The 23,086-nt window shown below is 64.8% G+C and carries 22 protein-coding genes and 1 pseudogene; 14 read left to right on the top strand and 9 right to left on the bottom strand.

Annotated features, from left to right (window positions below; all coding sequences use genetic code 11):
• The first annotated feature begins 46 nt into the window (after positions 1–46).
• The 9 genes from FOS14_RS08805 to paaK all read left to right on the top strand — a co-directional run bounded on the left by FOS14_RS08805 (position 47) and on the right by paaK (position 7,576).
• Positions 47–778 carry an enoyl-CoA hydratase/isomerase family protein gene (locus tag FOS14_RS08805; RefSeq protein ID WP_143769934.1) on the top strand — a complete coding sequence of 244 codons (732 nt, stop codon included), beginning with the start codon at positions 47–49 and terminating at the stop codon, positions 776–778.
• Positions 775–1,629, top strand: a complete 855-nt coding sequence (locus FOS14_RS08800) for a 3-hydroxyacyl-CoA dehydrogenase family protein (RefSeq protein WP_143769933.1) — start codon at positions 775–777, stop codon at positions 1,627–1,629. The genes FOS14_RS08805 and FOS14_RS08800 overlap by 4 nt, the downstream gene beginning before the upstream one ends.
• 7 nt (positions 1,630–1,636) lie before the next feature.
• The gene (locus FOS14_RS08795; RefSeq protein WP_143769932.1) at positions 1,637–2,416 is read left to right on the top strand and encodes an enoyl-CoA hydratase/isomerase family protein; all 780 of its coding nucleotides are present in this window, start codon (positions 1,637–1,639) and stop codon (positions 2,414–2,416) included.
• Between the two features lie 71 nt (positions 2,417–2,487).
• Entirely contained in the window at positions 2,488–3,438 is a 951-nt protein-coding gene (gene paaA, locus FOS14_RS08790) for a 1,2-phenylacetyl-CoA epoxidase subunit PaaA (RefSeq protein WP_143769931.1), read from the top strand.
• The gene (gene paaB / locus FOS14_RS08785; protein ID WP_143769930.1) at positions 3,435–3,725 is read left to right on the top strand and encodes a 1,2-phenylacetyl-CoA epoxidase subunit PaaB; all 291 of its coding nucleotides are present in this window, start codon (positions 3,435–3,437) and stop codon (positions 3,723–3,725) included. The genes paaA and paaB overlap by 4 nt, the downstream gene beginning before the upstream one ends.
• A gap of 9 nt (positions 3,726–3,734) precedes the next feature.
• On the top strand, positions 3,735–4,658 hold the full coding sequence (paaC, locus tag FOS14_RS08780) for a 1,2-phenylacetyl-CoA epoxidase subunit PaaC (RefSeq protein ID WP_143769929.1): 924 nt from the start codon (positions 3,735–3,737) through the stop codon (positions 4,656–4,658).
• Positions 4,655–5,143, top strand: a complete 489-nt coding sequence (gene paaD / locus FOS14_RS08775) for a 1,2-phenylacetyl-CoA epoxidase subunit PaaD (RefSeq protein WP_255450183.1) — start codon at positions 4,655–4,657, stop codon at positions 5,141–5,143. Before paaC ends, paaD begins: the two co-directional genes overlap by 4 nt.
• A gap of 4 nt (positions 5,144–5,147) precedes the next feature.
• Positions 5,148–6,248, top strand: a complete 1,101-nt coding sequence (gene paaE / locus FOS14_RS08770) for a 1,2-phenylacetyl-CoA epoxidase subunit PaaE (protein WP_143769928.1) — start codon at positions 5,148–5,150, stop codon at positions 6,246–6,248.
• A 14-nt stretch (positions 6,249–6,262) separates the two neighbouring features.
• The gene (paaK, locus tag FOS14_RS08765) at positions 6,263–7,576 is read left to right on the top strand and encodes a phenylacetate--CoA ligase PaaK (protein ID WP_143769927.1); all 1,314 of its coding nucleotides are present in this window, start codon (positions 6,263–6,265) and stop codon (positions 7,574–7,576) included.
• An 11-nt stretch (positions 7,577–7,587) separates the two neighbouring features.
• Here the strand turns inward: paaK and FOS14_RS08760 are convergent, their stop codons facing one another.
• Positions 7,588–9,135, bottom strand: a complete 1,548-nt coding sequence (locus FOS14_RS08760; RefSeq protein WP_143769926.1) for a long-chain-fatty-acid--CoA ligase — start codon at positions 9,133–9,135, stop codon at positions 7,588–7,590.
• A gap of 251 nt (positions 9,136–9,386) precedes the next feature.
• Between FOS14_RS08760 and FOS14_RS08755 the strand changes: the two genes are divergently transcribed.
• The 3 genes and pseudogenes from FOS14_RS08755 (at position 9,387) to FOS14_RS08745 (ending at position 14,278) form a co-directional block, all read left to right on the top strand.
• Complete coding sequence (locus tag FOS14_RS08755; RefSeq protein WP_143769925.1) at positions 9,387–12,224, top strand: aminotransferase class I/II-fold pyridoxal phosphate-dependent enzyme; 2,838 nt, start codon at positions 9,387–9,389, stop codon at positions 12,222–12,224.
• 49 nt (positions 12,225–12,273) lie between these two features.
• A pseudogene (locus FOS14_RS08750) lies at positions 12,274–12,767 on the top strand (PH domain-containing protein).
• An 80-nt stretch (positions 12,768–12,847) separates the two neighbouring features.
• On the top strand, positions 12,848–14,278 hold the full coding sequence (locus tag FOS14_RS08745; protein ID WP_143770164.1) for a PH domain-containing protein: 1,431 nt from the start codon (positions 12,848–12,850) through the stop codon (positions 14,276–14,278).
• On the opposite strand, the gene FOS14_RS08740 is transcribed toward FOS14_RS08745, so the two are convergent.
• The 4 genes from FOS14_RS08740 to FOS14_RS08725 all read right to left on the bottom strand — a co-directional run bounded on the left by FOS14_RS08740 (position 14,275) and on the right by FOS14_RS08725 (position 18,542).
• Positions 14,275–15,192: a phosphatase PAP2 family protein gene (locus FOS14_RS08740; protein ID WP_370512193.1), complete on the bottom strand. Its 918-nt coding sequence runs from the start codon at positions 15,190–15,192 to the stop codon at positions 14,275–14,277. The genes FOS14_RS08745 and FOS14_RS08740 overlap by 4 nt on opposite strands.
• 48 nt (positions 15,193–15,240) lie before the next feature.
• Complete coding sequence (locus tag FOS14_RS08735) at positions 15,241–17,193, bottom strand: glycosyltransferase family 39 protein (protein WP_143769924.1); 1,953 nt, start codon at positions 17,191–17,193, stop codon at positions 15,241–15,243.
• 85 nt (positions 17,194–17,278) lie between these two features.
• Complete coding sequence (locus tag FOS14_RS08730; RefSeq protein ID WP_143769923.1) at positions 17,279–17,929, bottom strand: PAS and ANTAR domain-containing protein; 651 nt, start codon at positions 17,927–17,929, stop codon at positions 17,279–17,281.
• 73 nt (positions 17,930–18,002) lie between these two features.
• Positions 18,003–18,542 (bottom strand): DUF3099 domain-containing protein, encoded by a 540-nt coding sequence (locus tag FOS14_RS08725; RefSeq protein ID WP_143769922.1) that lies wholly within the window; start codon positions 18,540–18,542, stop codon positions 18,003–18,005.
• Positions 18,543–18,576: 34 nt separating this feature from the next.
• Here FOS14_RS08725 and FOS14_RS08720 point away from each other — a divergent pair, with 34 nt between their 5' ends.
• Positions 18,577–19,206: a chemotaxis protein CheB gene (locus FOS14_RS08720; RefSeq protein WP_143769921.1), complete on the top strand. Its 630-nt coding sequence runs from the start codon at positions 18,577–18,579 to the stop codon at positions 19,204–19,206.
• A gap of 67 nt (positions 19,207–19,273) precedes the next feature.
• On the opposite strand, the gene FOS14_RS08715 is transcribed toward FOS14_RS08720, so the two are convergent.
• Both FOS14_RS08715 and FOS14_RS08710 read right to left on the bottom strand, forming a co-directional pair.
• Positions 19,274–19,579 carry a hypothetical protein gene (locus FOS14_RS08715; protein WP_143769920.1) on the bottom strand — a complete coding sequence of 102 codons (306 nt, stop codon included), beginning with the start codon at positions 19,577–19,579 and terminating at the stop codon, positions 19,274–19,276.
• A 119-nt stretch (positions 19,580–19,698) separates the two neighbouring features.
• Positions 19,699–21,291, bottom strand: a complete 1,593-nt coding sequence (locus FOS14_RS08710; RefSeq protein ID WP_143769919.1) for an MDR family MFS transporter — start codon at positions 21,289–21,291, stop codon at positions 19,699–19,701.
• A 130-nt stretch (positions 21,292–21,421) separates the two neighbouring features.
• On the opposite strand from FOS14_RS08710, the gene FOS14_RS08705 reads away from it, so the two are divergent.
• Complete coding sequence (locus tag FOS14_RS08705; protein WP_143769918.1) at positions 21,422–21,997, top strand: TetR/AcrR family transcriptional regulator; 576 nt, start codon at positions 21,422–21,424, stop codon at positions 21,995–21,997.
• A 1-nt stretch (position 21,998) separates the two neighbouring features.
• On the opposite strand, the gene FOS14_RS08700 is transcribed toward FOS14_RS08705, so the two are convergent.
• Together FOS14_RS08700 and FOS14_RS08695 are read right to left on the bottom strand one after the other, a co-directional pair.
• Complete coding sequence (locus FOS14_RS08700) at positions 21,999–22,643, bottom strand: cysteine hydrolase family protein (protein ID WP_143769917.1); 645 nt, start codon at positions 22,641–22,643, stop codon at positions 21,999–22,001.
• Between the two features lie 156 nt (positions 22,644–22,799).
• A partial coding sequence (locus tag FOS14_RS08695; RefSeq protein WP_185981695.1) for a transposase occupies positions 22,800–23,086 on the bottom strand: 287 nt, incomplete at its 5' end.

Genomic DNA, 23,086 nt, shown 5'->3' with positions numbered 1-23,086 from the left:
TCAAAGTCTTGATTACCGACCGAAGATTCGGTTAATAATAGAAGGCATGCAGACGCCCGTGGTCGACGTTGAGGAGCTTCCCGACCGCTATGTGGTCACACTGAACCGCCCAGAGCGTCGAAACGCCATCGACACGGACATGATCGGCGAACTGCATGCCGTCTGCGGGCGGGTGGAGGACAACCCCAAGCCGGTCTTGCTCACTGGAGCAGGCGATCACTTCGCCGGGGGTGCGGACATCGCAGCACTGCGGGACCGACACCGTGATGACGCCTTAGCCGGGATCAATCGCAACCTCTTTGACCGCGTCGCGCGACTGCCCCTGCCCACGGTGGCCGCCGTGAGCGGGTACGCCCTCGGCGGCGGCGCCGAACTCGCCTACGCCTGTGACATTCGGATTGCCACCAGCACGGTGGTTTTCGGAAACCCCGAACCCGGCCTCGGCATTATGGCTGCTGCCGGAGCGAGCTACCGCTTGCCGGAATTCGTCGGCATGTCGGTGGCCAAGCAGGTCTTGCTCGGCGGCCGAACTCTCGATGCGCAGACGGCGTTACAAACCGGCCTGGTCATGCAAGTCACCGAACCGGGCGGACATCTAGCGGCTGCCCACAAGCTCATCGATCGCATCAACCGGTCCGCACCGCTGGCGTTGCGACTGACGAAAACGATCCTGAACGCGCCCGGTTCGCACGCCTTCGCCGACGACCTCGCCCAGGCGGTGCTGTTCGAGACGCAAGACAAACACGACCGCATGACAGCTTTCCTGGAGAAGAAATGACCAACCTTCCCGCATCCATCGGCGTGATCGGCGGCGGCCGGATGGGAGCCGGCATCGCACAATCCTTCGCCACACTTGGCTGCCAGGTGACCATCGCCGAAAGCGGTGATCGTGACGCCGCCCGGCAACGCGTGGCCGACGGCCTCGCCCGCGCGCATGAACGCGACAAGCTCAACGGCCAAGAGCCGGAAGTGATTCTGGAACGGATCACCCTGGTCACCGCCCCGGACCGCCTACCGGGCGAGGCAACTCTGGTCATCGAGGCGGTACCCGAACTGCCCGACCTCAAAAAGGAAGTTCTCGCCGTGGTGGAGAAGGTCCTCTCCCCCGCGACTGTGCTGGCCAGCAATACCAGTTCGATTTCGATAACCGAACTCGGTACCGCATTGTCCGACCCGAGCCGCTTCCTCGGCATGCACTTTTTCAACCCGGTGCCCGCTTCGACCCTGGTGGAGATCGTTTCGGCGCCTGCCACCTCGGCGCAGACCCTCTCCAGGGTCCGCGACTGGGTCAAGGCGCTGGGTAAAACCGAAGTGCTGGTGAATGATTCACCAGGATTTGCCACCAGCCGACTCGGCGTGATGCTCGGTTTGGAGGCCATTCGCATGCTCGAGGAAGGCGTTGCCGACGCCGAATCGATCGACCGGGCGATGGAGCTCGGATACCGACACCCGATGGGGCCACTGCGCTCGACCGATCTAGTGGGCCTTGACGTCCGGCTGGCCATCTCCGACCACCTGGCCGCCACCCTCGGCGAGCGCTTTACGCCACCGCAGCTCCTGCGGGACAAGGTGGCTCGTGGCGAACTCGGCCGTAAGTCCGGTCGAGGCTTCTATGAATGGGAAGGATAGCCCGACTATGACCGCACGCCTCGAGATCAACGACAACCTGGCCATCATCACGCTGGCCCGGCCCGGCGCCCACAACGCGCTCAACCGAGAACTGAAAGAAGCCTTCTTGCAGGCGGTGCAGTCTGTCGCCAAGGACGACGCCGTGCGAGCCGTTTTGCTCACTGCCGAGGGCAAGAATTTTTGTGTCGGCCAAGATCTCGCCGAGCACGTCGACGCATTGCGACGCGACCCCTCGACAGCGATGAACACCGTTGCCGAACATTACAACCCGCTTATCGCCGCGCTCGCGGGCATCGAAGTGCCCGTCGTCGTCGCCATTCCCGGCGCCTGTGTCGGTGCCGGGTTCGGCATTGCCCTTGCGGGCGACATCCGGGTGGCCGGCGAGAAGACCACCTTTGCCACCGCCTTCACCGGGATCGGCCTGGGCAGCGACTCGGGGCTCAGCCACGCACTGGTGGCTGCGTTGGGGCCCAGTCGCGCGGCCGGACTGATGCTGTTGGGCGAGCGCATCACCGCCGCGCAGGCGTTGGAGTGGGGGCTGGTGCACAAGGTCGTCGCCGATGCCGAGGTCGTTGACACCGCACACACGCTGGCCAGGCAGCTCGCTGCCGGTCCGACGGAGGCCTATCGGGAAGTGAAGAAGCTCATCGCCGCCTCGAACACCGGCTTGGCCGAGGCGCTGGAGCGCGAGCGAGCGTCCCAGCAGCACCTCGGCCAGACCCACGATCACCGCGCCGCCGTAGATGCGTTCCTGGCCAAGGAGAAGCCGGTTTTCTCCGGATCCTAAACACTTGCCATATCTCACCGTTTCGGCGCATACTAATTACCGACCGAATATTCGGTAATGAAGGTGGAGGAATGACCACATCAGAGCAGCAACGCGAGTTGGCAGCGGACTTCGAAGCGATCATTGCCGCAGACCAGCGCATCGAACCACGCGACTGGATGCCCGAGGGCTACCGCAAGACACTGATTCGCCAGATTGCCCAGCACGCACACTCCGAGATCATCGGCATGCAACCTGAAGGAAACTGGCTCACCCGCGCGCCGTCGCTGCGCCGCAAGGCCATCCTGATGGCCAAGGTGCAGGACGAGGCCGGTCACGGCATGTACCTGTACTCGGCAACGGAAACGCTGGGGACCGACCGTGGCGATCTGACCAAAATGCTCATCGAGGGCACACAGAAGTACTCCTCCATCTTCAACTACCCCACCCTCACCTATGCCGATGTCGGCACCATCGGCTGGCTCGTGGACGGTGCGGCAATCTGCAACCAGGTTCCGCTGTGCCGTAGCTCCTTCGGCCCCTATGCCCGGGCGATGATCCGGATTTGCAAGGAGGAGTCCTTCCATCAGCGCCAGGGCTACGAGCTGCTGTACACGATGATGCGCGGCACTCAGGCTCAGCGTGACATGGTGCAGGAGTCGGTGAATCGATGGTGGTGGCCGGCGCTGATGATGTTCGGTCCGCCCGATGCGGATTCACCAAACACCGAACAGTCCATGCACTGGCGCATCAAGCGGCACACCAATGACGAGCTTCGGCAGCGGTTTGTCGACATGAGCGTGCCGCAGGCCGAAGCGCTCGGTGTCACCTTCCCCGATCCGGACCTGAGGTGGAACGCCGATCGCGGTCATTACGACTTCGGCGAACCCGACTGGGACGAATTCAAGCAGGTCATCAAGGGCAACGGCGCCTGCAACGTCGAGCGCATCGCCAACCGTCGGGCTGCACACGAGGGCGGGGCCTGGGTACGCGAAGCGGCCACCGCCTTCGCGCACCGCGATCACGAGGAGCAAAACCGATGAGCATCCAGGCCGACTGGCCTCTCTACGAGGTCTTCCTGCGCGGCAAGCGCGGACTCAACCACGTACACGTCGGGTCGCTGCACGCGGCCCATGACCAGATGGCGCTGCGGCACGCACGCGATCTCTACACCCGTCGAAACGAGGGAGTGAGCATCTGGGTGGTGCGGTCGAGCGCCATCGTGGCATCCAGCCCTTCGGAGAAGGACCCGTTTTTCGCGCCCAGCGGGGACAAGGTGTATCGCCACCCCACCTTCTACGAAATCCCCGACAACGTTCCCCACATGTGAGGCGCGAGCATGAATCACCTGGACCATGACAACGCCTACGGTGGCCTCGTCAACGAGGACAGCCACGACAAGTGGGCCTTCGGCACCAGCTTCGACGACCCGTTGGCCGGCGTGGACACCACAGTTCCAGCCGATGTCGACCGCGCCGCGCTCGCGCGTTACTGCCTGATGCTGGGCGACGACGCCCTCATCACCGCGCAACGTTTGGCGCAATGGTGCACCCGCGCACCGGAACTCGAAGAAGAAGTTGCGCTGGCAAACATCGGACTCGACCTGTTGGGTCAGGCGCGGCTGCTGCTGGCCCGGGCCGCCGACGCCGATCCGGCCGTGGTTCCGTTCATCTCGGAAACCTCTCCGGTGCCAGCCGAGGACGCGTTGGCTTTCTTCCGCTCCGACAATCAGTTTCGCAACGTCCGGCTCGCCGAACTCGACAACGGCGACTTCGCCACCACGATCGTGCGGTTGCTGATCTTCAGCACCTGGCGGCTGGCCATTTTCGACCGATTGCGAACGTCGCGGCACCCGGTGCTGGCCGCGGTGGCAGACAAGGGCGTCAAGGAACTGACCTACCACCGCGACTACGCCGCGCGCTGGGCGGTCACCCTCGGTTGCGGCACACCGGAATCCACGCGGCGAATGACCGAGGCATTGGCACTCGTTTGGCCCTATACCGCCGAACTGTTCGGCGCGAGCGCCGACGAACTCATGCTGGCGGAGGTCGGCGTCGCGGTCGATCCACGCGATGTGCGCGAGGAGTTCGACCACGTGCTCCGCCAGGTGCTGCACGCCGCCGAACTGGATGCACCCGCCGGGCGACAGATCGGCACGGTTGGCGGGCGGGCCGGCCGGGACGGATTGCACACCGAGGCGTTGGGCCATGTGCTGGCCGAAATGCAAAGCGTTGCACGGGCACACCCGGAGGGACTGTGGTGAGCGCCAAAGACATCGCCGCCGCCGTGCGCGACCCCGAAATGCCGATGCTGACCCTGGACGATCTGGGCGTGCTCCGCGACGTGCGCGAAAGCAGTGCGGGCACAGTCGAAGTGACCATCACCCCGACCTATTCAGGCTGCCCCGCCATGGCCACCATCCGCGATGACCTCACCCGGTCGCTGCAGGAACACGGCTACCAGGTGCAGATCAACACCCAACTCGTCCCCGCGTGGAGCAGTGACTGGATCACCGCGAACGGGCGCCGCAAACTGCGTGAGTACGGATACTCCGTGCCCGGCCCGGCGCCGGTTCGCCGACTCGGACCGGTTCCGCTGACGCTCATCGCTGCCCCGCGTCGAATCCACTGCCCGCGTTGCGGTTCCGACGCGACCCAACTCGTCTCGGAGTTCGGCGCCACCCTGTGCAAGGCACAGTATCGCTGCCTGAAATGCCTCGAGCCCTTCGATCACGTGAAGGAAATCTGACCTCATGACAACGGCGACAGCATCAACCAGCCCACCGGCACAGCCGCGCAACCGCCCGTTCCACACCCTCGCCGTCGCCGAGGTGGAGCAACTCTGTGACGACGCGGTGGCCGTGCGGTTCGAGGTTCCCGACCACCTCGCCGACGAATACGTCTTCCGCGCAGGCCAATCCCTCGCCCTGCGGCGCACCATCGACGGTGTCGAGCATCGCCGCTCCTACTCGATTTGCGCCCCCGTCGGATCGGCACCGCGGGTGGGCGTGCGCGAAGTCTCGGGCGGGCTGTTCTCGCGCTGGCTGGTGCACGAGGTCAAGGTCGGCGACCGGATCGAGGTCCAGGCCCCCACTGGAAATTTCGTGGCCGAGCCCACGTCGGGCGGCAACCACGTGCTCATCGCGGCGGGCTCGGGCATCACCCCGATGCTCTCGATCGCGGCGACCATGCTGACCAATCCCGAGGCGAAAGTGACACTGCTCTACGGCAATCGGCGCACCCGGTCGGTGATGTTCGCCGAAGAGATCGCCGATCTCAAGGACCAGTTCGGGCCCCGGTTCGACGTCATCCATGTGCTGTCCCGAGAGCCGCGCGAGGTCGAGTTGTTCAGCGGTCGCCTCGATGCGCAGCGGCTGCGCACCATCCTCACCGAACTTGTCCCCGTCGCGGCGATCGATCACTTCTGGTTGTGCGGCCCGTACGGAATGGTCACCGATGCCGAAGCGGTGCTGGCCGAACTGGGCGTCGAGCGTGAGCGCATCCATCACGAACTGTTCTTTGTCGAAGCTGTGCCGCCGCCGCTCGAGACACATCGCGAGCCAGCCATTGCGGGAGCAACGAGCGAGGTCACGATCGTGCTGGACGGGCGCTCCGTCACCGGAACGCTGCCACAGGACGAGACGGTCCTCGACGCTGCCGAACGCATCCGCAGCGATCTGCCCTTCGCCTGCAAGGGTGGCGTCTGCGGCACCTGCCGGGCCAAAATCACGTGCGGGGCAGTAGATATGCGGCGCAACTACGCACTTGAGGACGACGAGGTGGCCGCGGGAATCGTCCTCACCTGCCAGAGCTATCCCGTCAGCGACACCGTGACCGTCGATTTCGACGCCTGAACCTTGGAGCAACAATGACCAGCGTTGTGACGCCACAGCACGCATCGGGATCCGACGACATCGAATTTGCCTCCCGCGACCGGATTTCCGCCCTGCAGCTTGATCGGTTGCGCTGGTCGTTGCAGCATGCGTACGACAATGTGCCGCACTACCGCAGGGCTTTTGACGGAGCCGGGGTGCATCCGAGCGACCTGAAAGACCTGACCGACCTGGCGAAATTTCCCTTCACCACCAAGGCCGACCTCCGCGCGAATTACCCGTTCGGTATGTTCGCGGTACCGCAGACTTCGATCTCCCGCATCCACGCTTCGTCCGGGACAACGGGACTGCCGACCGTGGTCGGCTATACCGCCAACGACCTGAACACGTGGGCGGACCTGGTCGCGCGCAGCCTGCGTGCCGGCGGGGTCAGGCCGTCCGACAAGGTGCACGTCGCCTACGGATACGGGTTGTTCACCGGAGGTCTCGGCGCGCACTACGGCGCAGAACGCCTGGGCTGCACGGTCATCCCCATGTCCGGCGGAATGACCGAACGCCAGATCCAGCTCATAGCCGACTTTGCCCCCGACGTCATCATGGTCACGCCTTCGTACATGCTGACCATCGTCGACGCGATGATCGCCAAGGGCATCGATCCGGCCAGCACGTCGCTGCGGGTTGGCGTGTTCGGCGCCGAACCGTGGACCGAGAAAATGCGCACCGAACTCGAGGCGCAACTCGGCATCGACGCCGTCGACATTTACGGGCTGTCCGAGGTGATCGGTCCCGGCGTTGCCATGGAATGCGTGGATACGAAAGACGGCCTGCATATTTGGGAAGACCACTTCTATCCGGAGATCATCGACCCCGAGACCGGCGAGGTGCTACCCGACGGCGAGGAGGGCGAGTTGGTGTTCACCTCGCTCACCAAGGAAGCGATGCCGATTGTCCGCTACCGCACCCGCGACCTGACTCGGCTGCTGCCGGGTACGGCACGCTCGATGCGGCGCATGCAGAAGATCACCGGACGCTGCGACGACATGATCATCCTGCGCGGCGTCAACCTCTTCCCCACCCAGATCGAGGAACTCATCCTCACCATTCCCGCGCTCGCCCCACAGTTCCAGTGCATCCTGGAACGGCCCGGGCGCATGGACCAGCTCACCGTGCGGGTTGAATCACGCCCGGACAGTAGCGCTTCCGTCAACGCGGAAGCATCGGTGCGGCTGGGCAAACTGATCAAAGACCGCATCGGTGTCACCGTCATTGTGGACGTGGTCGAACAGGGCGGGCTGGAACGCTCGGTCGGCAAGGCCAAGCGGGTGATCGACCGGCGGCCGAAGGACTGAGATGGGCGTCCTCACGACACTCCGCTACCCGCCCCTTCCCAGTACGGCTTGCGCAGCTCACGCTTGAGAATCTTGCCTGCGCCCGACATCGGCAGTGCTGCAACGAATTCGGCGCTTCGTGGCACCTTGTAGTTGGCAATCAGGGCTCGGCAGTGCTCCCGTAATTCGTCCTCGCTGGCTTGCTGGCCCTCTTTGAGCACCACGACTGCATGGACCCGCTCACCCCACTGGGCGTCGGGAACGCCGATCACCGCGCATGCCGCCACCGCCGGGTGCTTGGCCAGCGCGTTCTCCACCTCCGCGGAGTACACGTTCTCACCGCCGGTGATGATCATGTCCTTAAGTCGGTCGACGATGAACACGTAGCCGCGGTCGTCCATGTATCCGCCGTCGCCGGTGTGCATCCAGCCGTCGTGGACGGCTTCGGCCGTGGCCTCCGGTTTGTTCCAGTACCCGAGCATGACGTGATCGCCGAACGCGACGACCTCCCCGACACTGCCACGGGGCAGTTCGTTGTCGTCGGCGTCGACGATGCGCACTTCAGCATGCGGCACTGCGCGACCGGCCGAACGCCGCAATGTCGGATCGTCATGGTCGGTCGGCGACAGCAGGGTGGTGACCGGTGACAACTCCGTCATGCCGTATGCCTGCGTGAACTTCGCGGCAGGGAACACCTTGCGGGCGCGCTCGAGCAGCGACTCGGAGATCGGTGAGGCGCCGTAGAGAAAGTGTTTCACACTGCTGAGATCGACCTCGGCGGCCGCCGGGTCGTCGACCAGCATCTGAATCATCGTCGGCACCAACAACGCGTCGGTGATCTGGTGCTCAGCAATGGCTGCCAACGTTGCGGCCGGCGTGAACATCGGGATGAAGACGTGCGTCGAGCCGACGAGATTGCCGATCGTCCACATTGCGATGTCAGCGAGGTGGAACATCGGAGCGGCGTGCAACATCCGGCCGCCTTGGGAGGCAACGTGTCCGGTGGCCAACGAACCCAAACCGGAGGTGATCAGGTTGTTGTGGCTGAGCATCACACCCTTGGGATTCCCCGTGGTACCACCGGTGTAGAAGATTCCAAGCAGACTGTCTCTGCCGGTGCGCGTATCGGCAACTGGCTCGTGACCCGCGATCAGGTCCTCGTAGCGCAACGCGCCCGCAGGCGCCTCCCCGTCGCCGGTGAATATCACGGTCTCGAGTCTGTCGAAACCGGCGCGCAGCGCGGGAATTGCGTTCGCAAACGTGTCATCGACCAGTAGCACCCGCGAATCCGAATCGGCAAGCGAGTACACGATTTCGGCGGGACTCCAGCGAATGTTGACCGGATTGAGCACGGCTCCGATCCACGGCACCGCAAACAGATATTCGTGGTAGCGATCAGAGTTGAGCCCGAGACAAGCTACCCGGTCACCGGCCCGGACGCCGAGCGCGCGCAACGCGGCGGCCAGACGGGAGATCCGTTCGACAGATTCCGCGACCGTGTACCGGCGGGCACCGTTGATCGTGGCGATGCGCCCTGGGTTCTGCTGCAGAGCCCGGTGCAGCGACTGGGTGAGATACATCGTGCGTCCTTCTATCGACGGTGGCTCGTGAGCGTGCACGTAACAGACCACAGCTCGAGTGAATACGCAATAGGCCGAAGCGCGTCGCATCGTCTGTCGAATACCACCAACGTTGTACTGATCTTCTGTCGCAGCGCGATATGGAGCCAGCCCGCCACCGAACCTATGGTGATGGACACGTTAGGTATTGCGCGGTTATCGAGACAGATCCATACTCCGGCCAACTGATCAGACGGATGGGGTGATCGCCGATGGGTGACGTCCACGCTCGCGCGTACAACACGGTCTGGCAATTCCGCGCAGATACCTGGTGCCGCCTCGAGGAGGCGGCCGACCGGTTGGCCAGAGCCGCCGCGCACAGTGCCGAAATCGACAACCTGGTCGACAACGCGGGACGTCTGGTTGCTGCGCTGGCACCCTACGAGCACTACTGGGCTTTTCCGGGCAATCAGCTATTCGCCAAGACGCAGCGCCTGCTCACCGGCGGCAACTACGACCGGTTCGCGCGGACCGTTGCCCGGATCAACCGGTCCCTGGTCACCGAGTCCTACCGGCGCGGCGACGGCGGTGCGGCCCTGTCCGACGAACACGATCTCCTCGGCACCGACGTCGATCGAGCCGAAGAATCGGTGGCCGACAGCACGCAGCGGCCGTATTTCGAGGTCCTCGTCGTCGAGACCATGACCGAATCCCAGGAACGCGCGCTGCGCAACGAGGTACGCAGTTGGCGGCGGCCCGACGACGACTTCATCTACGAACTCGTCGTGGTCGGCAGCGGCGATGAGGCAGTGATCGCAGCGCGGTTGAACGTCAACATCCAGGCGTGTGTGATCCGGCGCCGGTTCGCGCACAAGTCTGGCCGCGACTTGTCCGCGCTCGCGGAGTTCGTCGACTCGACGGTGTCCGAGGAACTCGCCGACCACACCCCGGAGGAACGCGCGGACATTCTCGCGATGTCCCTGGCGACCGTTCGGCCCGAACTCGACCTGTACCTGATGACCGAGATCGAGGTGGAAGATGTTGCCGGCCAGGTCGGCGAGCACTTCCGCCGCGTCTTTCACGCCCGCGAGGGCTCGCTCGAACTGCACCTGAGCCTGCTGCACGGCGTCGCCGACCGCTATCGGACACCGTTCTTCAGCGCGCTGCGTGAATACAGCCGCCGGCCCACCGGTGTCTTCCACGCGCTGCCTATCTCCCAGGGCAAGTCGATAGTCAACTCGCACTGGATCAAAGACATGGTCGGGTTCTACGGCTTGGAGGTCTTCCTCGCCGAGACGTCGGCGACCTGCGGCGGTCTCGATTCGCTGCTGGAGCCGACGGGCCCGCTGCGCGAAGCCCAGGAATTGGCCGCCAAGACCTACGGTGCCCGACACACCTTCTTCGTCACCAACGGCACCTCGACGGCCAACAAGATTGTGGTGCAGGCACTTGTCGCGCCCGGCGACATTGTGCTCGTCGACCGCAACTGCCATCAGTCACACCACTACGGCATGGTGCTGGCCGGGGCCAATGTCTGCTACCTGGAGGCCTACCCGCTCAACAAGTACTCCATGTACGGCGCGGTGCCGCTGCGCGAGATCAAGTCGAAACTGTTGGCGCTCAAGCGTGCTGGGAAACTTGACCGGGTCCGCATGCTGTCACTGACCAACTGCACCTTCGACGGTCAGGTCTACGACGTCGAGCGCGTCATGGAGGAATGCCTGGCCATCAAGCCGGACCTGGTATTCCTGTGGGACGAGGCCTGGTTCGCGTTCGCCCGCTTCCACCCGATCTATCGCACCCGCACGGGAATGCATGCGGCAGAGTCGGTTCGGGAGCGACTGCGCGATCCCGACTATCGCAAGCGCTATGCCGATTACTTGGAAAGCCACGGCGGCAAGCTGCCCGACGACGATGAGACCCTGCTGTCGACGCGGTTGCTGCCGGACCCGGCGCGGGCGCGGGTACGGGTCTACGCCACCCAATCCACGCACAAGACGATGACCTCGCTGCGGCAGGGCTCGATGATTCACGTCCACGACCAGGACTTCGAGCAAAAGGTGGAGGAGACCTTCCACGAGGCCTACATGGCGCACACCTCCACCTCCCCCAACTATCAGATTCTGGCGTCGCTGGATCTCGGGCGCAGGCAGGCCGCGCTCGAGGGCACCGAACTGGTGCAGAAGCAACTCGAGAACGCAATGCAACTGCGCGATGCGATCGACAACCACCCGCTGCTGAGCAGATACATGCACTGCCTGTCCACCGCCGAACTCATTCCCGAGGAATTCCGACCGTCCGGCGTCGCGCAGCCACTGCGGACCGGACTGCGCAGCATGACCAAGGTCTGGGAGCAGGACGAGTTCGTGCTCGACCCGTCCCGGATCACCCTCTATATCGGCCCGACCGGCATCGACGGCGACACGTTCAAACGCGCGCACCTGATGGACCGCTACGGCGTGCAGATCAACAAGACCTCGCGTAACACCGTGCTGTTCATGACCAATATCGGCACGACGCGCAGCTCGGTCGCCTACCTGGTGGAGGTACTGGTCAAGTTCGTCCGGCACCTCGACAACGAATTATCCGACATGAGCCAGACCGAGAAGGCGCACCACGACCGCGCGGTCGAGCGGCTCACCACCGCAGCCGCCCCGCTGCCGAACTTCAGTGGATTTCACCCGAGCTTCCTGGAAACCGGCAGCAACGGTGGCCCGCCGACCCCGGACGGCGACGTGCGCCGCGCGTTCTACCTCTCCTACAGCGACGACCTGTGTGAATACCTGACACCCGATGAGGTCGAGGACAAGATCGACGCCGGTCGACATGTCGTCTCGGCAACCTTCGTGACGCCGTACCCACCCGGCTTCCCGGTGCTCGTGCCCGGCCAGCTGTTCAGCAAGCAGATCCTGAACTTCATCCGAAAGCTGGACACTCGCGAAATTCACGGCTACCGACCGCATCTGGGCTTCCGCGTCTATACCGACAAGGCACTCGAGATAGCCGACGTGGCCACCCGCAAGCTCGCGGAAAGCCGCAGCATCGCCGGGCAGATCGTCGACGAGCCCTCGGCGAGCATGCCCGCGGCGACCGGCGCGACGGACGGCTGACCACCGCGCTCTCGCTGCCAAACTTCGGGCGGTCGGGCAGCATGAGCTCATGTCGAACCTGTCGATGGCCGAGCCGAGCTGGCGACCGAGCCCGAAGGCGAAGCAACTCTGGGCGATCAACGCCGCGCTGATCTGGGTAGCGCCGATGGTGGCGCAGCTCGTCTGGGGGATTGTCGACCGGCATTGGCTGACCTGGCCGCACGTGAGTGTTTTCCTGGTGACGGCGGTGCTGGCGGCCGCACATATTGGTGCCGTACCGTTTTGGCGCTATGCCGTGCACCGCTGGGAGGTCAGCGACACGGCCGTGTACACCCGCACAGGCTGGTTCGACCAGGAACGCCGCATCGCGCCGATCTCGAGAGCGCAGACGATCGACACCGAACGCGGACCCGTCGAGCGCCTCCTCGGCCTGGCCACGGTCATCGTGACCACCGCCTCATCGGCGGGTGCAGTGCGAATCACCGCGCTGGACAACGCACTCGCGACCAGACTGCCGCGCGTCTCACCGAGATCGCCGATCAGCACCGCGGAGACGCCACGTGAGGAACCTGATTCCGCCACCTGCAACCGACGAGGCTTTTGCGCATGAGCAGGAATTGCCGTGGCAACGGTTGGACAAGCGAATGCTGTTGGTGCACCCCGTCACCGAGGTCGTGCGGGTGGCGCCGGCATTGGTCGTCTCCCTGATCATCGGCAGTCAGCACGACGACTACCGCTGGACGCTGTTGGGCCTGCTCATCGTTGTCTCCCATGCAATCTTGCGGTGGTTCACCACGAGCTACCGGTTTGGCCCCGTACACATCGAGCTGCGCACCGGAGTCTTCCGCAAGCAGCGGCTTTCGGTGCCGCGCAGCCGAATCCGCTCGGTAGAGGCTAAGGCCAGCTTTCTGCACCGAGTACTCGGACTGGCCGTCGTGCACATCGGCACCGGCAGCCACGCCCATCACGAGCACCCGTTCGAGCTGAATGCCCTCGACGCCAAGCTGGTGCCGAAAGTGCGCGCCGCCCTACTGACCAAAGACGCTGTGCCGCAGGAATCCACGAGAGCACCAGCCGACCGCCGTGGTACCGAGATCGCGCACTTTTCGCTGGCCTGGGTGCGCTATGCACCGTTCTCGCTGACCGGGGTGGTCGCCGTCGGCACGATCGCTGGCGTGATTTTCCAGAATGGGCTCGGCCAGCGAATCGCCGATTCTGCCTTCCTTACCGGGGTATTCGGGGCCGCAAGGAGTTTCGGCCTGGTCGCGATGCTGGCCTGCCTGCTGGTGGCACTCCTCGTCTTCGCGAGCGCACTGGCGTGCGTGCGATATGTGCTCAGTTATGGCCGACTGACCGTCATCGACGACGGCACGGTGCTGCATGTCAGCCATGGTTTGCTCACCACGAGGCAGACGTCGCTGGACTCGAGCCGGTTGCGCGGCACCACACTCGCTCAACCGCTGCTATTGCGGCTGGCCGGTGGTGCACGCCTCGACGCCATCATGACGGGAGTTCGGGTGCACGAACACGGCTCGTCCCTGCTGTTGCCGTCGGCCCCGCGTGCCGAAGCAATTCGGGTCTCGGGCACCGTAACCGGCACCCGCACGCAAGATGATGTTCGCTTGGTACATCACGGCCCCGCAGCCACCCGGCGACGGTACGTTCGCGCGCTTTCTCCGGTAGCCATGGCCGCGGCGGGACTGGCGATCGCGTCACGGTATGTGCAAATGCCGAGCTACGCCTGGTGGGCACTGGCCGCCGCGACGCTGACGGCAATCGCAGTCGCCTGGGATCGCGCCCGCGGGCTCGGGCATGCGGTGCTGCCCGGGTGGCTCATCACTCAAACCGGATCATTGGACCGCAAGCGGCACACCCTGCAATCATCCGGAATCATCGGTTGGACCGTGCGGCAGACCTATTTTCAGCGCCGCGCGGGACTGGCGACCGTGATCGCCGCCACCCCCGCCGGCAAAGGCCGCTACGAGGTGGTCGACATTCCAGCCGAGCGGGCATGGCAACTGGTCGACGCGGTAACCCCCGGCGCGGGTGATATCTGGCTGGTGCCCCGTCACTAGACCGCTACCGGATGCTCCTCTGCCGCATCGGGACTGACAACAGGTGGCGGTGTGCGCCGCCGCTCCCACCACCGGCACACGAGATTTGTGATTACCACGTACAGCACCCCGAACAGGATGTCGACGACGTAGTGCTCGCCGCCGTATACCAGCGTGAACGCCATGGCCAGCGGATACAGCGTCAAAATTGCACGCAACCAACGTCTGTGGACGCACGGCCAGATGGCGCCGGCAACCAGCAGCGTGAACGCGAAGTGCAATGACGGCATCGCGGCCACCGAATTGCCGTGTGCCTGTAGCCAGACGGTGCTGGTATCGAGGGGAACGAAGCCGAATCCGAAGCCTGCGACGCGCCGTACCGGTTCGCCGATCACACCGGCCGACGACGCATACCAGGGCGGTGCCTCGGGAAACAGGATGTAGGTGGCCAAACCCAAGTAGGACAAGACAAGTACGCGGCGAATGTAGCGCGCCCACGCTGGACGCGAGCGCACGTACAGGACCGCACCCAACACCCATGGCACGACGAGGTGAGTGGTGTAGACGATTCCGGTAAGCATCGTCCACCACGGCGGGTGCCCGTCCGCGGGCAGTAGATGCTGCTGCAGCCACACCGTCGGGATGGTGCCGCCGAACAGCCATCGATCGGCATTGACGGGCTCGGTCACCCGCACCGGCATGCCCAGTCCGGCAGCAATCCCGCGACTGAGGTCGTATGCGACGAGCGCCGCGATGAGTGGCGCCCAGTCGAGGATCACCGCCAGATGGGCACGCCACGGGCGGTCTATCCGGTAGGCGACGATTCCCCCGACCAGCCATGCGGCCTGATAGGTGCGGTCCGTCGGGATGCCCTTCGTCGCGATGGTGACCACCAGCGCGACGACGTAGAGCACCAGCACGGCGTACCGCACCACCCACCGGGCGGTAGGCGAATTCCAAGAGAGCTGACGGCTGCTCACGGCTCAGCCGCGGTAGCCGGACAGGTCATAGACCGTTGCCGAGCCCACCTTGACTGGCGTGAAGTGCGCGCTGACCCACTTCGAGATCGCCGCATTCGGACCGTTGTTGCCGCCGAATCCATGCTGGCCCGGGCCTCCGTTGGTTTGCGCGATGTAGTAGCGAACCTGATGGCTGGCAACGTCATTGATGAACTCGGGCAACGTCGGCGTCGGGTCGCTGCCGCCGAATCCGCCGATGGCCATGACCGCGGTATTGCTCGACAATTCCAGGCCGGCGGCCGACGAGGAGCGATTGATCGCCGCCGACCACTTGGTGCCGGCCTTCTCGAGCATGGCGGTCAGCTGCGGATTGGCCTGCTGGTCGTCGCCCCAGCCACCGCCGTGATCATCGGATTGCGCCGGACCGACCGTGGGGCCTCCGCCGCTGTGCGCCTGGCCGAGGGTGGCCAGCGTGTACGCGGTCGTACCGGCCAGCGCGGCACAGAGGCCCACGATCATTGCCACGGACCCGAACCGGCGGCCGCGCACCACGCTCGTCGACAGCACCGCGGCGGCCGCGACGACGGTGACGGCGAGAATCGTCCAGCGCAGCCACGGCAGCCAATCGCCGTTACGGTTCAACAGCACGAATCCCCACACGCCAGCCGCCGCGACGAGCCCCGCCGCACCGACGCGGGACCACGTCCGTTCCCGGGTGCGCCACAGCTCATGCACGGCAAGGCCGATGCAGCCAGCGATGGCGGGAGCGATGGCCAGCGTGTAGTACGCGTGCATCATGCCGTTCATGAAGCTCAGGACCAGCCCGTCGACCACCAGCCAGCCGCCGAAAACGATTGCGGCACCGCGCACCAGATCGGTGCGCGGCCGACGGCCACGGCTGACGAGCACGATCACCAGCGACAACAATGCCGCCGGCAGCAACCAGGAAATCTCGAATCCGACCTCACCGGTGAACAGCCGGGTAATGCCGGCGCCCGAACCCATCCCGCCGAAGCCCCCGTGACTGCCGCGGTGTGCCATGTCGGCCCACTGCGTCATGTCCGGCGCCCCAGCACGGTGCTGGGCCGCGTCGCCGCCCGACGGGAAACCGCCGCCGTGGTTGCGTCCGAGGACCCGGGCGAGACCGTTGTAGCCGATGACGAGATTCATGAAGTTGTTGTCGGTGGAGCCGGCCAGGTACGGACGGGAACCGGCCGGCCACAACAAGGTCACTGCGACGTACCACCCCGACGACAGCACGAGTGCGGCCGCGGCACCGAGCAAGTGCGCGATGCGCTTGCCCAGCCCGGTCGGCGCCACGATCAGGTAGGCCAGACCGAGGGCGGGCAGCACCATCAGCCCCTCGAGCATCTTGGCCAGGAACGCGAAGCCGAGCGCCACTCCAGCCAATGCAAGCCAGCGCGCGCTGGCCTTCGATAGCGCGCGCACGGTGCAGTAGGCACCTGCCGTCATGAGCAGAACCATGACCGCGTCTGGGTTGTTGAAGCGGAACATCAGCGCCGCGACCGGGGTCACAGCGAGCACCGCGCCGGCGAGCAGTCCCGCGCCGCGGGAACTGACCCGTGCCACCGCACCGTAGACCAGCGCGACCGATGCGACCGCCATCAGCGCCTGTGGGATCAGCATCGAGGCACTGGAGAATCCGAAGATCTGCCCGGACAGCCCCATGACCCACTGCGATACCGGCGGCTTGTCGACGGTGATGAAGTTGCCCGTATCCAGCGACCCGAACAACAGCGCTTCCCAGTTCTTGGAACCGGCCTGCGCCGCAGCGGCATAGAACTGGTTGCCCATCCCGTTGACGGTGATGTTCCACAGGTAGGCGACCGCCGTGCCGATCAGCAGTACAACGAGCCCTACCCGTTCCCACAGGGTCCGGCTGGATGCGTTTTGCGTCGGCTCCGCGGCTGGTATTGCATGCCGGGAGCCTTCGGCCGTGTCGATGGTGATCGTCATGGGCACCGAGTCTGCACAGCTGAAGTCCCACGACGCTGGAAGGGAGCTGGACGTTTGCTGTGAGCGTCGGCTGGCGCGGTGAGCGCTACAGCTCGTGTGCGGTGAGTAGGAGGTGATCGAAATCGCGTCGTAAGACGTCGTCGCAGCGCAGCTCGCGAGCCCGACTGACCAGCTGTTCCGCCAGAACCCGCAGTTTGATGTTCGTCTCCTGCGAGCGCCACACCAGAATGTCGAACGCGTGCTGTTCGGTGATGCCGTAGATCAGCATCAACATGCCTTTGGCCTGCTCGATCGGTGCACGGTGCTCGCCGACCTCGAGCACGGCCGCGTCGACTTCGACCCGCATCGCCTCGGTGACATCGACGTAGAAACCCTGGGTTCCGGTGACCGTGCCGTCATCGGCAAGCATGCGGTCGGCAACCACGATGACGTTGTGGATCCGGCCCATGGCATCGGTGATGCGGTGCCTGCTGCAGAACGGCACACCCTCGTCCAGAACACGCCGAATGAGCCGCCCGACCTGCGACCTGTCGTCGGGATGCTTGTGTTCGAGCACCAATTCGGTGGTCGGCACGACTTTTCCGTCCTCGTAACCGTGCATGTTGGCGACCTCAGCCGACCATTCCCAGCGCTGGCCTTCCCGGAAGAAGCGGAAGCTGCCGAATCTGCGGATGGTGGTATCGATCGGCCTCGCCGGCAACTCGGTACCGCTGGGTTGGGCTGATCCAGCGGGCATCGCCGAGCCCCCTTCATCGAGCGCCACTGGCATCGTGGCAGTTCGATTATCCCCGCACCGGCGAAGGCCCGCGCTAACGTTTCAGCCGCAGTCCCGGCCAGGTAGCGGGGATGACCGGCGCGGTATGCAGTGCCGGCGACGCCCCGGCGCGCATGGTCAGCGAACGCAAGTCCGATGCACCGTTCGACTCGCGGTTCGCGTTCGGCAATCCCGACATTGCTGCTTCGAGATCCGGCATCGTGGTCCGCGTCCGCGCCAGCGGCGGTCGGTCGTTCGCGATGAGGACGGCAATCCAGGAAAGCGGTAGCGAAGCCGCCAAAATCGCGGCCGCCAACCAGGCGATACCGGCCGCGCTGTACACCGCGGCGGCAACCGCCAGCGCCGGCAAGCGCAGAGCCATCAGGATCGTGTATTTCCGTACCCGCAGGTGTCGCTCGTCATCGAGTGAAGCCGAGGCGGAGGTGATCAGTATGGGCCCCCGGTCGATGTCGACGGGAGCGCCGCACGGGTTATCGCGGCTTTGCCGGGGCGAATTACCAATCACGCCAATCGGATACCCGTGTGTTTGGCGGCAAACCTCTGCGGCGATATCACTTCCCGGCGGTATGACCATGCCGGCGGCTCGGCCCGCGGCCTACCCTGGAGTTGTGTCTGCCACCCGGCATAGTGTGGCGGCGAGCTTAGGATTAATCGGGGTCGTCGCCTCGCTCGGCGGTCTGGAGGCGATTTCGACGGTCGTGGCCGGACTGCCCGACACGTTCCCAATACCGGTGCTGATCGTGCAGCATCGCCGCCGCAATCGGTGCGACGGTTTCACCGACATCCTGATGCGCAGAACACGGCTCGCGGTCCGACTTGCGGAGAACGGGATGGTCGTCGACGGCCCCGGCATTGTGGTGATACCCGGTCAGACGATGGCGCACATCGACCGGCTGCATCGGCTGGCGCTTTCGCCAAGCCCGGATCACGACCACCTCCCGGGAGACCACCTGCTGACCAGCGCCGCACAGGTGGTACCCACAATCGCGGTGGTGCTCACCGGAATGCTGTGCGATGGCACCGCGGGCTGTCGCGAGGTGAAGCGACTCGGCGGGTGCGTTGTGGTGCAAGACCCGGCGACAGCACGAGCCACCAGCATGCCCGCCCACGCCGCCGCCTCCGGCTGCGCAGATTTTGTCCTTCCGCTGGTGCGGATACCGGCGGCGTTAGTTGCCTTGGCCAACTCGCCCGACCTCCGCGCGGTGGCTGTGCCACCGTGGATTCCCTTGGGCGCCTGAACCTTAAGCCCGCTCGCTCTCGAGCGGGCCGGACAAAATGTGAAGGGCCGACCCGCTTATCGGCAGATCACTGCACGGCAGCACTCGGTGGATTCGCCCGTTGAATCACGCCACCACCAGGTGTGACGGCCTTACCGAAGGACCATTCGCCGTCCTTGCCGCAGACCAACACTCCCTGCCGGTCACCCGGATGGGCGTATCCCACAACAGTTGTGTTGCCGTTCGCGTCGTCCTGCACTATCGGGCACCCCTTGCCGGGCCCGTTGTTCGGATCTACCGGTTCCGCTCGAGCAATGCTTGCCGCACCGATCGCGCCGAGAATGGTCAACGCGGCGAAAATGGCTGTGCCGAAGTAGATTCGGACGTCGGTCATGGTGGTTCTCCTAACGAAGCGGGAATGCTGCTGTAGCAACAAGCTTCGCCGCCACGATGTCCACCCGAAACCAACCCGAGGGCTAGGTTCACGCCACCTTGTTCGCGCCGGACCGTTCGCTAGTTGCGCGACAACAGGTTCGGCTCGGCATCCGCCTCTGGCGCGTTCGGTGGAGCATCCTCGGCGAACCCGGCGAGCTCGACGTCCTTGACGAACCAGGTGACGAGGAACCCGATCACCGCCGCTCCCGTCGCCGCCCAGAACACTCCGGAGATACCGCTGGTGACTGCCATATGCAGCGCATCCTGCAGCGGTCGCGGCAAGGTGTGCACGACCGACGGTGGCAGTTGGGCGCCACCGGCAATGAGCTGTGCGCCGGCGCGACCGGCGTGTTCGCTCAGGCTGTTGGTCAGTCTGGTCACGTACACCGTGCCGAGGACCGCGGTGCCCAGCGACATGCCCATGGTCCGCAGGAATGTGTTGGCGCCCATGCCCGCACCCATGTCGCGCAGGCTCACACTGTTTTGCGCGATCAGCATCGTCGGCTGCATGAGGCAGCCCACACCCATGCCGATGACCACCATGTACAGGCTCAGGGTCAACTTCGTGGTGTCGGGATGGACGTGGGCCATCAGCAGCATCCCGACTATCAACACCGCCCCGCCGATCACCGGATAGATGCGAACCTTGCCGGTGCGACTCGTGAGCAAGCCGATGACCATGCTCGTCAGCATCATCGGGAACATCATCGGCAACAGCAACAACCCGCTGTTGGTCGCGGATGCGCCCTGGACCAGTTGCTGGAATTGCGGCAGGTAGGCCGCGGACCCCATCAGCGCGAGGCCAATGAGGAACGACAGTATCCCGGCCAGCGAAAAGTTCCGGCTGGCGAAGACGTGCAGCGGCAGAATCGGCTCGGCGACACGGAGTTCGATCATCACGAACGCCACGAAGCCGATCACCGCAACGATCCCCAGCACGATTATTTGCCAAGAACCCCAATCGTATTGCGATCCCGCCCAACTACCGAGCAACACCAGCGCGCTCGCCCAGACGGCCAGCGTGCCGGCACCCCACCAGTCGATGCCGACCTTGCCGGTGGTCCGCCGCGGCGCGTGCAGGGTGAACCACACGGTCAGCAGCGCGACGATGCCGAGCGGCAGATTCACGTAGAACGCCCAGCGCCAGGAGACGTTGTCGGTGATCCAACCGCCGATCAACGGGCCGCCGAGCATCGCCAGCGGCATCACCGCCATGAACAGGCCCTGGTACTTGCCGCGTTCGGCGGGCGGAATCAACTCGCCGACGATGGCCATGACGCCGACGATCAACCCACCCGCACCGAGGCCCTGCAACGCCCGGAACATGATGAGCTCCAGCATGTTCTGCGACATGCCGGTCAGCGCCGAACCGATCAGGAACAGCACGATCGAAGACATGAAGGTGGCCTTGCGGCCGAGCAGGTCGCCGAGCTTGCCCCACACCGGCGTCGAGATGGCGGTGGTCAGCGTGTAGGCCGTCAGCACCCAGGCGAGGTGACGCAGGCCGCCGAGATCGCCGACGATGGTGGGCAGCGCCGGACCGACGATCGTGTTGTCGAGCATGGCGAGCAGCATCGTGATCATGAGACCGCTCATCACCGTGATGATTTCGCGCGGACTACGACGCGGAATCGCCTCGCCGACCGGCCCGAGTGTGGTTCGCGCTGGCATGATTACCTCGATTACTTGCCGACCGGTAAGCCACTTACCTGCCGTATAGTAATCCGCGACGGGGCGTTGTCAATTCAATAACGGGACGGCAACCAGTACCGGGACGGCAATTAAAAGGAGTGGTGCAACGATGCCCACGAACGAGCCCGCCATGCGGGACCGGATCCTGCACGTCGCGCTCGAACTTTTCACCGAGCGCGGCTACGAAGGCACATCCCTGCGCGAAATCGCTGAACGCCTCGAGGTAACGAAAGCGGCGCTGTACTACCACTTCAAATCCAAGGACGCGATCTTGCTCAGCCTGCTGGCGGAGATGACCCGGTCCGTGGATGAACTCGTGAATTGGGGCCGGTCACAAGACTTTTCGCCTGAATTCCAGCGAGAGATGCTCAACCGGCTTGCCGATCTCTTCTACGGCGACACCAGCCGGATCGTGCGCCTGGTTCAGGAGAACCGCCCGGTCATTCACGCGCTGGCGAGCCGGGACAACCAGGCCATTCCCAAGACCTGGATCCTCGATGTCCTCGACCTGCTCACCCCGCCGGACGCCGACCTTTACACCAAAATCCGCGTCCGAACCGCCATGATGGCGGTGGTGTTCGGCCCGGTCGCCGATCGGCAGCTCGACAACGGCGCCGAACCGGACCTCGAACAGCAGAAGAAGATTTCGCTCGCCATCGCCTACGAACTGCTGGCGCAGTCGTAACTCAGCTCCTGCCGGACAGCAACGCACACACCTCGTCGGTGTCCGCGATGATCGCGTCGCCGGCGAAGCGCAGGCTCTCAATCGACCGCTGGCTGGCGGCGATGTCTCCGGCACCGCACGCGTCGCGGACCACGATCGGGATGTAGCCGAGATCGGCCGAGTGGCGCACGGTCGGCTCGATACCCACCTCGATCGCCACCCCGGCGATCAGATAGGCACGCACACCGCAATCGCGCAGCACGATGTCGAGCGGAGTGCCTTCGAACGCCGACATGGTGATCTTGTCGAAGACGGCCTCGCCGGGGCCAGACTCGAGCCCTGCCACGAGCTCGAATCCCGGGGAACCGTGCGCAATGAGCGGATGCGTGTCGGCGGCACGGTCCTTGTGCTGCCAAATCTTGGCCTGGCGGAGTTGAAACACGCCAGCCAGTTCGGTCGGCATGAAGTAGTGCCGCATGAAGACAGTGCGCACTCGCCGCTCGCGCGCCACCGCAAGCAGTCGGCGCACATTCGTCAGCACCCTATCGGCGTCGCCGATCTGGCTGAGCACGCCCTGTTGCATGTCGTAGACAACGAACGCCAACGTCGCCGGGTCGAGCGCATCAGCGAGCGTTTCCGGGACGTCTTGGCCGTTGAAGCGATCCATCGCGGTCGACAGTACCCGGCAGGGCCGCACTCGATGTCCATTCTTCGCGGGTGCCAAGCGGATTCCGGGCTGTTGCGCAATTCGGGGCGGGGTGTGATGGGCTGGTGTCGATGGTGCGGGTGTGTGTTCGTCGTCGTGCCCGGTGGGGCTGGCGGGTTATGCAGTCGCTGGGGTCAGTGCGCCGGTGGTGATGGCTTTGAACAGGTTGTGCACGAGCGCGTGGAAGCTGAATTCGGCTGTGGCTCTGGTTGTTCGGCGGGATGTGAAGCGTTTGAATCCGAGGTTGTGTTTGGCGTGGCCGAACGGGGTTTCGGCGATGTGGCTGCGCTGGTTGTAGAGGGCTTTGCCTTCGGGTGTGCGCAGCCGGTGGGCCATCGTCTCGATCGGGCTGGCGCCGGCGGGTGGGGGTCCTTGGGTGGGCTGGTTGCGGGCGGCCGCGGCGA

Origin of the sequence: Skermania sp. ID1734 (genome assembly GCF_007489285.1) — a bacterium.
Taxonomy (GTDB): Bacteria; Actinomycetota; Actinomycetes; order Mycobacteriales; family Mycobacteriaceae; genus ID1734.
Note: the sequence above shows the minus strand (reverse complement) of the source record. Positions and strands in the feature narration are given on the sequence as shown.